Below are 13598 nucleotides of genomic sequence, written 5' to 3'. Positions count from 1 at the left end.
TGAGCATCCTGCCGCATTCTACTGAATACGAAAGCCTCCCCCCGTCGGTACGGGGGAGGTGGCGAACGGAGTGAGCCGGTGGGGGCGCTTTGAACGGTCCGCTGTTATATCACGTTGAACAGGAAATAGGGATTTACATTTTAAGGAATAAACTATGCTGGAAGATCTGAAACCGACACTGAATGATCTGGGCGAAAAGCTCGATCAGATGCGCATCTCGCTCGAGATCCCCGCGAAGGAGGAGAAGATCGCCGAGCTCGAGTACAAGATGGGCGAGCCGTCCTTTTGGGATGACGCGGCGGCGGCGCAGAAGCTGAATCAGGAACTCGCCGCGCTGAAGGGCGGCGTCGATACCTACAAGGGGCTTATGGCAAAGTACGAGGATGCCGAGACGCTCTACGAGATGGGCATCGAGGAGGGGGATGCGTCCATGGAGGACGATATCCGCGCCGAGCTCGATCTCATCGCGGAGGGACTTGAGACCCTGCAGCTCGAGGTGCTGCTCTCGGGCGACTACGATGCGAACGATGCCATCCTGACGCTCCATGCTGGCGCGGGCGGAACGGAGGCGCAGGACTGGACGCAGATGCTCCTCCGCATGTACGGACGCTGGGCGGAGCGACACGGCTTTACCGTGGAGACGGCCGACCTGCAGCCGGGCGATGAGGCGGGCGTGAAGTCCGCCACGCTCTTTATCAAGGGGCACAACGCCTACGGCTTTTTGAAGTCGGAGAAGGGTGTTCACCGTCTCGTGCGCATCTCGCCGTTTGACTCGCAGGCACGGCGACACACGTCGTTCTCCGCGTGCGATGTCATGCCCGAGATCGACGACGCAGTCGAGGTGCCGATCAACATGGACGATGTGCGCGTCGACTACTATCGCGCGAGCGGCGCGGGCGGACAGCACATCAACAAGACCTCGTCCGCCGTGCGCATGACGCATGAGCCGACGGGCATCGTTGTGCAGTGCCAGAACGAGCGCTCACAGCTCCAGAACAAGGAGCAGTGCATGAAGATGCTCCGCGCGAAGCTCTTTGAGCTCGAGCAGGAGAAAAAGGAAGAGGAGATCGCAAAGCTCGAGGGCGTCCAGCAAAAGATCGAGTGGGGCAGCCAGATCCGCTCCTACGTGTTCCAGCCCTATACGATGGTGAAGGACGTGCGCACGAACGCCGAGACGGGCAACGTGCAGGCGGTCATGGACGGCGAACTCGACCCATTCATCCGCGCGTATCTCAACGCCAAGGCAAATCACGAGTTTTAAGAGAAGTTTGGCTTCCCCCATCGCAATGGGGGAGCGGTCAACGTCGACCAGTCGTATTTCGCTATCGCTCATACTCTTGGGACGTTTTCCCGTACGACCTGTTACCCGATCGGCTGCGTCCGATGGACTTGCCTCTCGGACAGGTCAGTATGTGGCACGCTTCGCGTGCCGATAGGGGCGCCGCGGTGCCTGAGGAACATCTGCATCGATGCAGACGCATCATTGCATTCGTCTGAGGTGCCCCTTCCACCGCTTGCGCGGTTCCCCTCCCCCCGCTGTGGCAGGGGAGGCGATTATTGACAGGAGGGTTCATCATGTGGAAGGCAGTCACGGCCATTCTCATCCTCGCGCTGATTGCGGCGGGAGCGGTATTCGTCCTGCCGACCGTCGTCGAGGAGCACATCGTCGATGCGCTGAAGCAGCAGACGGCGGCGGAGGATGTGCAGATCTCCATTACGGACAGCCCGCGTCTTGTCTTCGGCGAGATCGGCGCCGTCGACGGCGTCATGCGGCAGGGGCGCGTCGGTAAGCTCTTCGTGCGAGAGCTGACCGTCAGCGGCACGGGACTCAAGGTGGATATGATGACCCTCCTGCGCGAGCACAAGGTGGAACTCACCTCCGCCGACAGCGTCCAGATGCGCGGCGTCGTCGATGCCGATGCCGTGCGCGAGCTGATCGGCAGCTCCTCGGGCAAGTTCGAGGGCGTCGAGGTGAAGGTGGAGCCCGGCAAGGTGCTCGCAACGGCAGAGACGAAGGCGCTCGGGCAGACGTTTGACGTGACCATCGACGGCGCGTTCAGCGTCGCGGACGGCGATCTCTACTACAAGGCACGCCGCATCTCCGCGCGCGGGCTCGGACTGAATGCACTGAGCCTCGACAGCATCCTCCCCGACATTCTTGTCGCGCGTGCCAACAGTCTGCCTCTCGGGCTCGCCTTTGAGAGCGTCGAGGCGCGGGACGGCGTGGTGGTGCTGACGGCCGGGAAGTAAGGCTTCGGTGCGGTGAGCATCGCAAACGCCTCGTTGCATTATATCGAAGGACTTATTTTAGATGAAGAAATTTTACTATCATCCGATTCTGCTGGCGGCGATTCTCATCGGCTTTGTCGCGAGTGTTGTGATCGGCTTCCAGCGGCACGCCGTCGAGGTGAACTCGCGCACGGTGGAGCTCGCCATCGACTACGAGGGGCTTTTGGAGCTCGCACAGCGCGAGGGGCTCCCCGCCGATGAGGTGCTCGCTCAGGCAAAGGAGGCGGGCATCATCTCGCTCGCCGTCTATGAGACGACGTTCAAGAAGTTCAACGCGAACGGCAAGGCGGCCGTCCTCTCGGGCGCGGACATCCTCGCGCGCTATCACAGCGGGATGCTCATGGATCCGCGCTGGCGCACGCTGGTGGACGAGGGGAAGATCGTCGGCACGGAGGTCTACGTCGTGGGGAGCGACCCCGAGACCTACGCACAGCTAAAGGATGACCTCCTGCGCCGCTTCGGTGCGGATCGCGTCACCGTCGATACGGTCGGCGACGAGGAGGTCATCGCGGTCAAGGCGTTCTACGAGGGGTTCCTGAAACAGAACATTGGGATGCCGGCAGACGAGATGCGCGCCGTCAACGCAGCAGGTTTTGACGTACTCGCGCGCCCGTCGAACTACCACGACTGCACGCCGGACGATGTGCGCGCCGTCTTTGACCGCATGGAGGGCATCCGCGTCTCTGCCATTGTCTTCTCGGGACAGGAGACGCTCGGTGCGCCGAAGGCACTGCAGACGACCATCGACGAGATGAAGGAGCGCCGCCTGACGCTCGGCCTGATCGAGGGCATCACGCAGCTGCAGTTCTACCGTCAGCAGGGCATGGACGAGATCGCAAAGGGGCTCGGAGAGGAGCACGTCGCGCGTCTCTACGCCATCCCGCCCGATGAGCAGAAAAAACTCAAGATCGCCGAGGCGGTCGAGCGCTGGGTGACGACGGATGAGGAGCGCAACATCCGCATCAATCTCCTGCGCATCTATGATACGCCTGCGCCCAATATGTCTCTCCTTGAGACGAATATGAAGTACTTCACCGATACGCGCAAGGCACTTGAGGCACACGGCTTTGCCATTGGCCATGCGGGGACGTTTGCGGACTACGCGCCGTCCCGCCTCCTGCGCGCACTCGTCATCATGGGTGTCGCCGCGGCGGGCGTGCTCTATCTCTCGCTCGTCATTCCGGCGCTGAACCGCCGCCGTCGTGCAGTGCTCCTCGCCTTCGTCGTGCTCGCGCTCATCGGTATGATGCCCGTCCTGCTCGGCGCAGGGAGTAAGATCCGCGTTCTTGCGGCGTTGGCAAGTGCAAATCTCTTTCCGGCACTCGCCATCACGGGGCTGCTCGATCTCCTCGGCGGACGGCGTTTCGCAAAGGATACGCCCACATGGCGCATTATCGTCGCGGGCTGGGTGCTCCTCGGCATCACGAGTGCGCTCTCCCTCGTCGGCGCGGGCTATCTCTCAGGCTCACTCGTCGATACGCGCTATCTCCTCGAGTTCGACATCTTCCGCGGGATCAAGCTGACCTTTGTCCTGCCGATGGTGCTCGTGGCGATTGCGTTCATGCAGCGCTTTGATATCTTTGATGGGCAGTTCGACGCGTCGGCGGGCGTCCTCGGACAGGTGCGCGAGATCCTCGCGACCCCCGTGCGCATCGGCTCGCTCCTCGGCGGCCTTGTCCTCATCGGCGCGCTCATCGTCCTCGTCCTGCGCAGTGGGCACACCTCAGGAATGCCCGTGCCCGGGATCGAGCTGAAAATGCGTGCCGCGCTCGAGCAGCTCTTCTACGCACGTCCGCGCACGAAGGAGTTCATGATCGGACACCCCGCCTTCCTGCTCGCACTCTGCGCGGCGGTACGGCGGTGGCGGACGTGGATCATCTTTGCCCTCGTCCTCGTGGCAACCATCGGACAGGGCTCCATGGTCGAGACGTTCGCACACATGCGCACGCCGATCGAGATGTCGCTCGTGCGCGGCATCGGCGGCATCTTCCTCGGCGGCGCGATCGGTGCCGTCCTCGTCGCCCTCGTTGCGGCGTGGAATGGACTGCTGGAGCGCGTAAGGAAGGCGGTCTGATATCCGTATTCTTTGAGAACGTCGTTCTGTGTGAAAACTGACGATGCTTTGTCAAGGTGTTGCCGTGAATGAGGAAGGGCGAAGCCCAAAAGCGAACCCTAGTGGAGCAAGTGAGTAAAGTATGCGTTCTGCCCCCGGCGTACTTCTTTCGTCCAAGCGAAGCGCGTTTAAGAAGTGCGCCGATATTTAGGCAGATAAGCATACGATCACTTGCGCAACTAAGCGTTCGCGTTGGGTTCGCCCTTACATAAAACTTTTACATTTATACAGGAATGGGAAACGGAGGGCGCTTTACCTGATGAAGCGGATCGTTGTATCCGGGTACTATGGTGCGAAGAACGCGGGCGATGAGGCCATGCTCGCGGCGATGCTCGAGGTGCTCGGAGATTTGGACCCGGAACTTCATATCACGGTCATCTCAGCCAACCCTGCCGACACTGAGCGGCGCCACGGCGTCCATGCGGTCGGCTCGCTTGACGCGCGCGGAATCTTCCGCGCCATGCGGCACGCCGACCTCCTCATCAGCGGCGGCGGCAGCCTGCTCCAGAACGTCACGAGCCGCCGCAGTCTCTACTACTACATGGCGGTCATCTTGCTGGCTTTCCTCCTCGGCAAACGCACGATGCTCTACGCGCAGGGCATCGGTCCCGTCACGGGGAAATTCGCCTGCCGCTGCATGCGCTGGCTCGGCAACCGCGTCTCCCTCATTACCGTGCGCGACGAGGGCTCCATGGCAGAGCTGCGCCGCCTCGGCATCCGCCGTCCGCCGATGGAGTGCACCGCCGACCCCGTACTCGGCATCCATCCCGTCGGGCGCGAGGCAGGGCGCGCCATCCTCGCTGCCTGCGGAGCGGACGGCGCGCGCCCCGTCGTTGGCATCTCCGTACGCGACTGGCAGGGCTGGCAGCACTACAAGGAAATCCTTGCCGAGATCAGCGACGCCATCGTCCGCGAGCTCGATGCACGCGTCATCTTTCTCCCCATGCAGTACCCCGAGGACGTGCGGACGGCGGAGACCGTCGCCGCATGGACAAAGGAGGACTGCACCGTCCTCACGGGCGAATACACGACCGCAGAGCTCCTCTCCCTCGTCGCGAACATGGACCTCATGATCGGCGTGCGCCTGCACGCCCTCATCTTTGCAGGTGTCATGGGCGTCCCCATGATCGGCATCTCCTACGATCCGAAGGTCGACCGCTTCCTGCGCTCCATCGGGGAAAAACCCGTCAACGACCTGCAGGACATCACCACCGCGAGCGTCCTCAAGGAAGTCCGCCGCAAATGGGCGGCACGCAGCGAATTTACGGCGGCGAACGCCGACCTCCTCGCACAGATGCGCAGCCTCGCCGCACGCAACGCCGAGCTCGCATTGGGACTAATTCACGGGAAACAGTAATGGGGAAAAACAAAGCCTCTTTGCTGGGACGTTCCAACTTGATTATTAACAACATCACATATTAAGGAAGCACTGATAAATTCGGCGCTACCATCTTAACGCATCTTTTTCGCCCGCTTTTCGTTAGCAAATCCTCCACATAGCCTTTGCTATGCGTCCGGTTTGCTGCCTCAATCGGACAAAAAATCTACGTCAATATGGCAGACCTCATTTTATCAGCGATTCCTTAAAAGAGCACTGCACGGGTGATTCGCCAATGCAATGCTCTTTTTTATTCCCGTAGTGTCCGCATCAGAGCTTCCTTATTCTCCGTCGGCGTTGTTGTCGGACGGCCGAGGTCAGCGCGCGAGCCGATGGCGGTGCGCACCTCAAGAAGGGTGAGCGCATCACTCCTCCCTACCGCAGGGAGTACCTGCGCGAGCGCTGCCGCATCCGCCGCCGTCTGCACCAGACGGTAGCCGACGGCACGCGCGACGGCGGGAAAGTCCACCGTATGCGCCGCTGTCGGTGCGCCGCCGACGCTCTCATGTGCCTCGTTGTTGAGGAGGACGTGGACGAGATTCGGCGGAGCGGCGGCACCGATGGTCGCCATCGCCCCCATGTGCATGAGGGCAGCGCCGTCTCCGTCGAGGAGAAAGACGCGCTGCGACGGGCGGTGGAGGGCGATGCCGAGAGCAATCGCGCCCGCGTGCCCCATCGAGCCGACGGTGAGAAAGTCATGGGCGTGATCCTCACCGCGTGCCTCGCGCAGCTCAAAGAGCTCGCGTCCCGTCTTGCCCGTGGTCGCGACGACGACGGCGCCCTGTGCCGCATCAAGGATCTGTGCAATGGCATCCTCGCGCCGCAGGGGATTTTCATTTGCGTATTTGTGTTTCGGATGCGTGAGCGCTCCCTTGCGGACGAGGAGCGCGCACTGTCCGCCGGCAGCGAGATGCGGGCGGATCTGCTCCATCCACGCGGAGACATCCTCCGGCTGGGACGCCTCCGTGAGCACCATCGTCTTGACGCCCATCGTATCGAGGAGCGGCAGCGTGAGGCGCCCCTGTACGAGATGCTGCGGCTCGTCGTGGAGGTCTGGCTCGCCGCGCCAGCCAATGACAAAGATGCACGGGATGCCGTAGACCCCCGCGTGGAGGAGGGAGAGCAGGGGATTGACGATATTGCCGAGCCCGCTGTTCTGCAGGTAGACGAGCGGCACCTTGCCCGCTGCGAGGTGATAGCTCGCCGCGAGTGCCGCCGCATTCCCCTCATTCGCCGCGATGATGTGCGACGGGCTGTTCGCCCCATAGGTATCCATCAGGCAGTCGACGAGGGGGCGCAGCTTTGAGTCGGGCACGCCTGTGAAGAACTCCGCTCCGAGGGCGGCAATGAAATCGTTAGCGTTCATAGATGCTCCTTTGTACTGCTTCCAAACCACTCAGGCCTCGCCTCGCGCATGGCGGGCCAGAACTCCCCGTTGTTCGCGATCTCACGGACAATACTGCGCGCACGTGGGTAGAAGAATGCACGCAGCTCCGCACTGTCCACGACATGGTTTTCATCGAGCTCATGGCCGCGCGGATAGATCCCCACACGCGCATCTGCGAAATCCACCGTACCGTCCTCATCGACCTTCTCTAGCGTCTCAAGGCGCAGCGCATGGTCGTGGGTGCGCACGGCGAGCTTATAGGTCTGTCCCGGGAACATCGACATACTATATACCGCGTCGCGTTCTTTTCCGCCAAAGACCGCCGGCAGATTGCCGTCGATGTCGTCTGCGACGGGGAAGCCGCAGAGCGTCCCGAGCGTCGGATAGAGATCTGCCGTGCTGGTCAGCTCGCTTACGATGTGTCCCTCGGGGACACCTGCACCGCGCATCATCCATACGGCGTGCGTCGCATTTTCGGCGATGACGTCCACACTGCCGTTCACAGGCATGGTAAATACCGAATTCCCATGATCGGAGTAGAGACTGACGAGGATATCGCGTTCGTCAAAGTGCGCCTCAATGTAGGAGAACAGATAACCGAGGTGGCGGTCAACACAGGAAAGGCTGCGCCAGAAATGATCCTGATAGACGGGCAGCTGCGCCAGATGCACACTCGTCACATTTTCATCCACCTCAAAAACGCGCTGTGTTAGTGGGAGGTGCGTTTCTGTCGACGGGTAGAACTTGAACCCCTTGGGATTCCATGGGTGAACATCTGTTGTGTGCAGGTAGAGGAACTGATCTGTCTCGTTAAATGCCTCGATCTGGCGGATGGTACGTTCCGCCATATCGGCACTTGGCAGCGTCCATGGCTCTGCGTTGAGCGTCCGATAGCCGCGCATGGCCCCGCTGTAGATGCAGTCCGCTGCACCCAGCGGTGCGGCGGTATAGTAGCCGAGATCCGCTATGGACTCCGAGAGAGTCTTGATGTCGAGGGGCAGTTCGTGACTGTCGTTCTCGTTAAATACCTGCGTATGCGCCGGATAACGTCCCGTCTCGATGGTCGGCAAAGAGGGATATGTGAATTCCGATACGGAGAAATGCTGATCAAAGATCGTGCCGCGTGCAAAGAAACGGGCGGTATTCGGCATACATTCGGCAAAACATGTACGGATGACACCCCAGGAAAGTCCATCGACGAGAATGTTCAGCACGAGCTTTCGCCGTGCGGGGCTGTGTTCCAGTGGGATGGGCGTGCCGATGGCGTAAGGACGGTCATCCGCGGGGGTGATGTGCGCGGCTCCCTCCAGACGAAAAAGACTGAACGCCCATTTTCCAAGGTATAGCGGATGGGAGGCTCCTGCATTTGTGATGGTCAGCTTTTGCAGATGGCTTGTGCCCGCGATGGGAACGATAGCGGTTGTTTCTGCCGGGATCTGTATCTCCGATGGACCGCGCACCTCCTCTGCCTGCTGCAGCTGGAACGAAGCGGCGCGGTAGCCGTATGTGCTGAATGCGTCCGTGTGGCGGTTGTGGTCAAGCATGATGCCCTGGTCGGAGAGATAGTAGTCCGTATAGGATGCCGCCCAAAACCTGGAGTAATGCGGCGGCATGGTGAGAGGGAGCGGCTCGCCGATGAAAAGATCTGTAGAGAACTGGAGTCCCTGTTCTCTGATGACCGCGCGCACCTTTGTCAAGGGAGCCCCCTTGCCCATGCCCAGCGCAATCGACAGACGCCCCAACCCCTCGCGGAGCTGATCCTCGTCGAGGTGAAAGGAGAACTGCGGCGCACCGTAGAGACCATAAGCATATCCCTGCATGATGAGTGCGTCGATCGGGCGGTTCAGTCGTGCATAGAGATCGGCCAGCAGCAGCCAAACTTCGTAGTTGACGGGGCGCTTGCGGTAGGCACGTTCTGCGCAGACAGCCGCATTCTCCGCATCCCCGTGATGGAGCAGGTACTTCGCCGCGAAAATATCCGCACGCTCACTCGTGGGCTCTGCCTCCCGATAGGCGGCGAGCTGCGCGAGAAAGTCATCGTCGTAGGCACCACGCTTTGCTCGTGCGAGGAGGTCGTAAAAGAGCGCAGAAGCCCGCTCGTTATTGCGCCAGAACACGCTGAAATCATCGCTCATCATATTTCTTTCCCTTTTTAAGCTGCTCTTTTTAGGATCGTCCGCCGAACCACTCCGGGCGTGCGGCGCGCATCGAGGGCCAGAACTCCCCATTGTTCGCGATCTCGCGGACGAAGTTACGGGCACGCGGATAGAAGAACGCATTCAAATCCTCTTGATCGACGGCGCAGCCTGTCTCAAGCTCATGGCCGCGCGGATAGATACCGGCGCGCGTAATCATAAAGTCCACCGTTCCGTCCTCATCGACGGGGTCCTGTGTCTCAGCGCGCATCGTGTGATCGTGGGTGCGCACGGCGAGCTTATACGTCTGCCCCGGATACTGCGATGCACTGTATACCGCGTCGCGCGGCGTACCGCCGAAGACGGCGGGAAGACGTCCGTCAATATCGTCGTTGACGGGGAACCCGCAGAGGTGGCCCAGGGTCGGATGGATGTCCACCGTGCTCGTAAGGTCGTGAACAACAGTGCCTTCGGGGACGCCCGCACCGCGCATCATCCACGTGGCACTGGTGGAGCGTTCGCTGAGGATGTCGATGCTGCCGCCGATGGTATCACCGAACATGGGAATCCCGTGATCCGAGTACAGGTTGATGAGGTACTCATCCTCGTTAAAATGCTGCTCCAGATAGGAGAACAGCAGCCCGAGCGTGCGATCCGTCTGCCGCATCTGCTCCAGATACTGCTCCTGGTAGATGCGGAGATTGGGCAGACGGACACTCGCCACATCGGAGTCATGCGGGAAGAACCGTTCCGCAAGCGGCAGGTGTGCCTCAACGGCAGTATCGCACTTGAACCAGCGTGCATTGTACGGATGCACGTCCAGCAGATAGAGGAAGAGGAACTGATCGGTCTCGTCAAAGGCATCGATATGGCGGAGGACGGAGTCCACGCCGACCGCCGTGTGCAGCGTCCATCCGGCGGCGATGACACGGTCGAACCCGCGCAGCAGACCGTGTGCGATCCCCTGTGTCGTCGCCATGGGGGCAGCGCAGTGGTAGCCGAGGCCTTTCATCCGCTCTGCGATGGTCGGCATGCGGAGCGGCAGCTCGTATCCGACACGCAGATTAAATATATTTGTATGATGCGGATAGTATCCGGTCTCGATGGCGGGGTAGGCGGGCAGGGTATACTCAGAGCTCGAGAACTGCTGATCAAAGATCGTTCCGCGCGAGAAGAAACGCATGATGTTCGGCAGATGCGTCTCTGCATAGGGGCGTGCGATGGCCCATGACAGCGCATCGACAAAGATGCTCAGGACGAGCTTTCTGCGCCGCGGGCTGTGCCCAAGGCGGATCGGCGTGCCGACGGTATAGGGGCTGTCCGCAGGCGCGTGCAGGGTGGCATTTTCACTGAAGCGAAAGAAATTAAACGACCATTTGCCCAGACAGGTTTCCTGTGTGCCGTCGGATGCCGTTGTTACGGCGAGCGGCTGCTCCGGTGCCGTGCCCGCGATGGGGATGATCGCCTCCTCCCCCGGAGGAAGCTGGATGGACACCGTGCCGCGGACCTCCTGCGCCTTCTGCAGATCGAAGAAGAAGTCGTGGTAGCCATGACGACTGAAGGAACGCTCATGCCGCAGATCGGTCAGCACATGACTCTGATCCGACAGACAGGCGTTCTCGGCGTAGATCCCACCCCAAAAGGAGGCGCTTCCCTCCGGCATGGTGAGGGGGAGTGCCTCACCGACAAATATATCGGGACGAAATAAAAGCTCCCCGTTTTCCACGTAGGCACGGCTCGTGGCAGTCGGCATATTGAGGCATGTTCCCATGGTGAGGGAGAGCCGATCCAGTGCCTCTGTCAGCGTTGAGGATCCCAAATCCAGCGACGGCATCGGCTCGCCGTAAAGGCCGTAGAGATGTCCCTGCATGGCGGCCGCATCGTTCTCGCGGCCGAGTGCCTTGTAGGCGGCGGCGAGGAGCTTCCAGATCTCGGCGTTGAGCGGGCGCTTTGCGCGGGCACGTTCTGCGCATACAGCGGAGTTTTCCGCATCCCCGTGATGGAGCAGGTACTTCGCTGCAAAAATATCCGCGCGCTCACTCGTGGGCTCTGCCTCCCGGTAGGCGGCGAGCTGCGCGAGAAAATCGTCGTCGTAGGCATTATGCTCTGATCGTGCGAGGAGATCATAGAAGAGCTCCTGCGCGTGCTCATCATTGTACCAGAATATGCTGAAATCGTCGTTCATCTCATGCCTCCTTTGGCGGCGGGAATATCTCCCCATTGCTTGCGATGCCCGTTAGGAAATCCCGCACATGCGGATAGAAGAAGGCTCTCAGCGCGGGATCGTCAATTTCACGTCCCGCGATCCCCTCCTCGCTGCGTGGATAGCATGCTGTGACAGCACGCGCGAGATCCACCGTCCCATTCGGCAGGAGGGCATCTGTTGACTCGAGGTGAAATGTATGCTCCCGCGTGCGTGCACGCAGACAGTAGGTACGCCCAGGGTAGAGCGAGTTGCTGAACGCGATCTCACGTCCGCTGCCGCCAAAGATCTGCGGCAGGACCCCATCCACATGTTCTCCGACAGGGAAATGGAGAAGATATGCGAGTGTCGGATAGATGTCCACCGTGCTGGTCATTTCGCTCACCGTGATCCCCGCGGGAACGCCTGCCCCGCGCATCATCCATGCAGTGTGTGTCATGTCCGGACTGACGATGTAGTGGTGCTTGCTGAATATGGGAACGCCATGGTCGGAGTATAGACTGACGAGGTATTCATCCGGTGTGTAGTGCTGCTCCAGATAGGAAAAGAGTGTGCCGAGAGCCCGGTCGAGATCACGGATGCCCTGGATATAGGCAGCCATGCTCAGTTCTGTGGACTGAAGATAGGGACTGGGAGAGTTGCTCCTTGCCCCCGACAGACGTTCCTCGAGCGGCAGACGTGCCTGCGTGCTCGCAGTGATCTGAAAGCGCGGATAAGGCCATGGATGAGCATCCAATGTGTGCAGGTAGATGAAATGATCGGCGTCGCGCAGCCCCTCCAAATAGCGGATGGTTCGTTCCGCAGCCTCGTAGGCGAACAGGTGATAGGGCGCGATCACAAGCCGGTCAAAGCCGCGCGTTGCCCCGTTATAGACTCCGCTGCCCTCCCCCATGAGATTCGCCGTGGCATATCCGCATGTACGCATGCGCTCGGAGAGCGGGATATATGCGGGGTTGAGGAGGACGGCAAGCGTATCGTTGAAGATCTGATTGTGGTGCGGATACATCCCCGTTTCAATGGTCGAGAGAGACGGATAGGTATACTCCGATGCGGAGAAGTGTTGATCGAAGATCGCTCCCTGCGCGAAGAAGCGAGCCGTATTCGGCATCCATTCGGCAAAGTGAGTACGCACAACCTCCCATGAGAGTGCATCAGCGAGGATGTTCAGTACGAGCGGACGGCGCGTCGAGCTGTGCCCGATTGCGATCGGCGCACCGACGAGAAAATCATGATCCGAGGACAGATGGGTGTCTTCGCACAGACGGAAAAAATTCGGTGTTGCGGGCGCAAGAGGCGTGTCCTGATCCACCGATGAGGTCTTTATATGGAGATTTTGAAAGGCTGATACGCCGATGATGGGGAGAACGGTCTCTCCTGTGCAGTGAATCTCGGCGTACCCGGGAGCACGGCTGGCGCGAATGAGTTCATAGGTGAACCCTCCGCCGACATTGTAGGCAAAACCCGCTGCATCCTGAATCGTCTGCAGCAGCCAGACTTTGTCCCCCTGCTGTTCCTGCTCGGTATACGCAGCAACGTAGTAGGGCGGGTGTGAAGCGTGCGGTGCGGGAATGTATTCACCCGCAAAAACGCCTTCAGATGCGCAGAGACCATGTTCCCCATCGCAGCTGATACGGCTGAGCGCCAGCGGGGCAAATGATGGTGAGCCCATGGCAACAGACAGGCGATCGAGTACCTCTGGGGTCAGCGCGCTGCGCGGTATATCCGTCGGGAGCGTGAGAGGGAGGTTCAGCAGCTTCGCCGTATACGCCTGCATGACAAGCGCATCGGCATAGCGTGCTGTCGCTGTGTATGCACGGCGCAGCACCGCCCAGAGTGCAGGCTCGACAGCGCGCAGGCGAAAGGCGCGCTCCCCGCAGATGACGGCGCTTTCTGCATCCCCATTCGCGAGAAGATACTGCGCGGCAAAGATGTCGGCGTGTGCCGCATCCCCACCCGCCTTACGATACGTAGCGAGCTGGATGAGAAAGTCGTCGTCGTAGGCGCCCTGTTCCGCTCGTGCGAGGAGGTCGTAAAAGAGAGCAGAAGCCTGCTCGTTATTGTGCCAGAATGTGCTGAAATCGTCGTCCTGCATG

At 60.5% G+C, this 13598-nt stretch carries 9 protein-coding genes; 4 read left to right on the top strand and 5 right to left on the bottom strand.

Annotated elements, in window-relative coordinates; genetic code table 11:
• Positions 1-154 precede the first annotated feature (154 nt).
• The 4 genes from prfB (at position 155) to csaB (ending at position 5759) form a co-directional block, all read left to right on the top strand.
• A complete protein-coding gene (gene prfB, locus AXE86_RS05305; protein WP_009753383.1) occupies positions 155-1261 on the top strand; it encodes a peptide chain release factor 2 in 1107 nt (368 codons plus the stop codon).
• Positions 1262-1575: 314 nt separating this feature from the next.
• On the top strand, positions 1576-2250 hold the full coding sequence (locus AXE86_RS05300; RefSeq protein ID WP_009753382.1) for a DUF2993 domain-containing protein: 675 nt from the start codon (positions 1576-1578) through the stop codon (positions 2248-2250).
• Positions 2251-2311: 61 nt separating this feature from the next.
• Positions 2312-4363 carry a DUF5693 family protein gene (locus AXE86_RS05295; protein WP_061945347.1) on the top strand — a complete coding sequence of 684 codons (2052 nt, stop codon included), beginning with the start codon at positions 2312-2314 and terminating at the stop codon, positions 4361-4363.
• Between the two features lie 298 nt (positions 4364-4661).
• The gene (gene csaB, locus AXE86_RS05290) at positions 4662-5759 is read left to right on the top strand and encodes a polysaccharide pyruvyl transferase CsaB (protein WP_039981200.1); all 1098 of its coding nucleotides are present in this window, start codon (positions 4662-4664) and stop codon (positions 5757-5759) included.
• 61 nt (positions 5760-5820) lie between these two features.
• Here csaB and AXE86_RS13180 read toward each other — a convergent pair whose 3' ends face one another.
• The 5 genes from AXE86_RS13180 to AXE86_RS05270 all read right to left on the bottom strand — a co-directional run bounded on the left by AXE86_RS13180 (position 5821) and on the right by AXE86_RS05270 (position 13597).
• Positions 5821-5946, bottom strand: coding sequence for a secretion protein HlyD (locus AXE86_RS13180; RefSeq protein ID WP_071884745.1), 126 nt, complete (start codon positions 5944-5946; stop codon positions 5821-5823).
• A gap of 84 nt (positions 5947-6030) precedes the next feature.
• Positions 6031-7146 carry a phosphonopyruvate decarboxylase gene (aepY, locus tag AXE86_RS05285; protein WP_061945345.1) on the bottom strand — a complete coding sequence of 372 codons (1116 nt, stop codon included), beginning with the start codon at positions 7144-7146 and terminating at the stop codon, positions 6031-6033.
• Positions 7143-9302 carry a sulfatase-like hydrolase/transferase gene (locus AXE86_RS05280; protein WP_061946947.1) on the bottom strand — a complete coding sequence of 720 codons (2160 nt, stop codon included), beginning with the start codon at positions 9300-9302 and terminating at the stop codon, positions 7143-7145. Before AXE86_RS05280 ends, aepY begins: the two co-directional genes overlap by 4 nt.
• 31 nt (positions 9303-9333) lie before the next feature.
• Positions 9334-11487: a sulfatase-like hydrolase/transferase gene (locus AXE86_RS05275; RefSeq protein ID WP_061945343.1), complete on the bottom strand. Its 2154-nt coding sequence runs from the start codon at positions 11485-11487 to the stop codon at positions 9334-9336.
• A gap of 1 nt (position 11488) precedes the next feature.
• On the bottom strand, positions 11489-13597 hold the full coding sequence (locus AXE86_RS05270) for a sulfatase-like hydrolase/transferase (protein WP_061945341.1): 2109 nt from the start codon (positions 13595-13597) through the stop codon (positions 11489-11491).
• Position 13598 lies beyond the last annotated feature (1 nt).

The sequence above is a fragment of the Selenomonas sp. oral taxon 136 genome (genome assembly GCF_001554015.1).
GTDB lineage: Bacteria > Bacillota > Negativicutes > Selenomonadales > Selenomonadaceae > Centipeda > Centipeda felix.
This window is presented reverse-complemented; position numbering and strand designations above follow the sequence as displayed.

Bases quoted from the DNA above. Each gene is read 5' to 3' on its own strand.
- prfB (WP_009753383.1), top strand. From the start codon at position 155: ATGCTGGAAGATCTGAAACCGACACTGAATGATCTGGGCGAAAAGCTC.
- AXE86_RS05300 (WP_009753382.1), top strand. From the start codon at position 1,576: ATGTGGAAGGCAGTCACGGCCATTCTCATCCTCGCGCTGATTGCGGCG.
- AXE86_RS05295 (WP_061945347.1), top strand. From the start codon at position 2,312: ATGAAGAAATTTTACTATCATCCGATTCTGCTGGCGGCGATTCTCATC.
- csaB (WP_039981200.1), top strand. From the start codon at position 4,662: ATGAAGCGGATCGTTGTATCCGGGTACTATGGTGCGAAGAACGCGGGC.
- aepY (WP_061945345.1), bottom strand. From the start codon at position 7,146: ATGAACGCTAACGATTTCATTGCCGCCCTCGGAGCGGAGTTCTTCACA.
- AXE86_RS05280 (WP_061946947.1), bottom strand. From the start codon at position 9,302: ATGAGCGATGATTTCAGCGTGTTCTGGCGCAATAACGAGCGGGCTTCT.
- AXE86_RS05275 (WP_061945343.1), bottom strand. From the start codon at position 11,487: ATGAACGACGATTTCAGCATATTCTGGTACAATGATGAGCACGCGCAG.
- AXE86_RS05270 (WP_061945341.1), bottom strand. From the start codon at position 13,597: ATGCAGGACGACGATTTCAGCACATTCTGGCACAATAACGAGCAGGCT.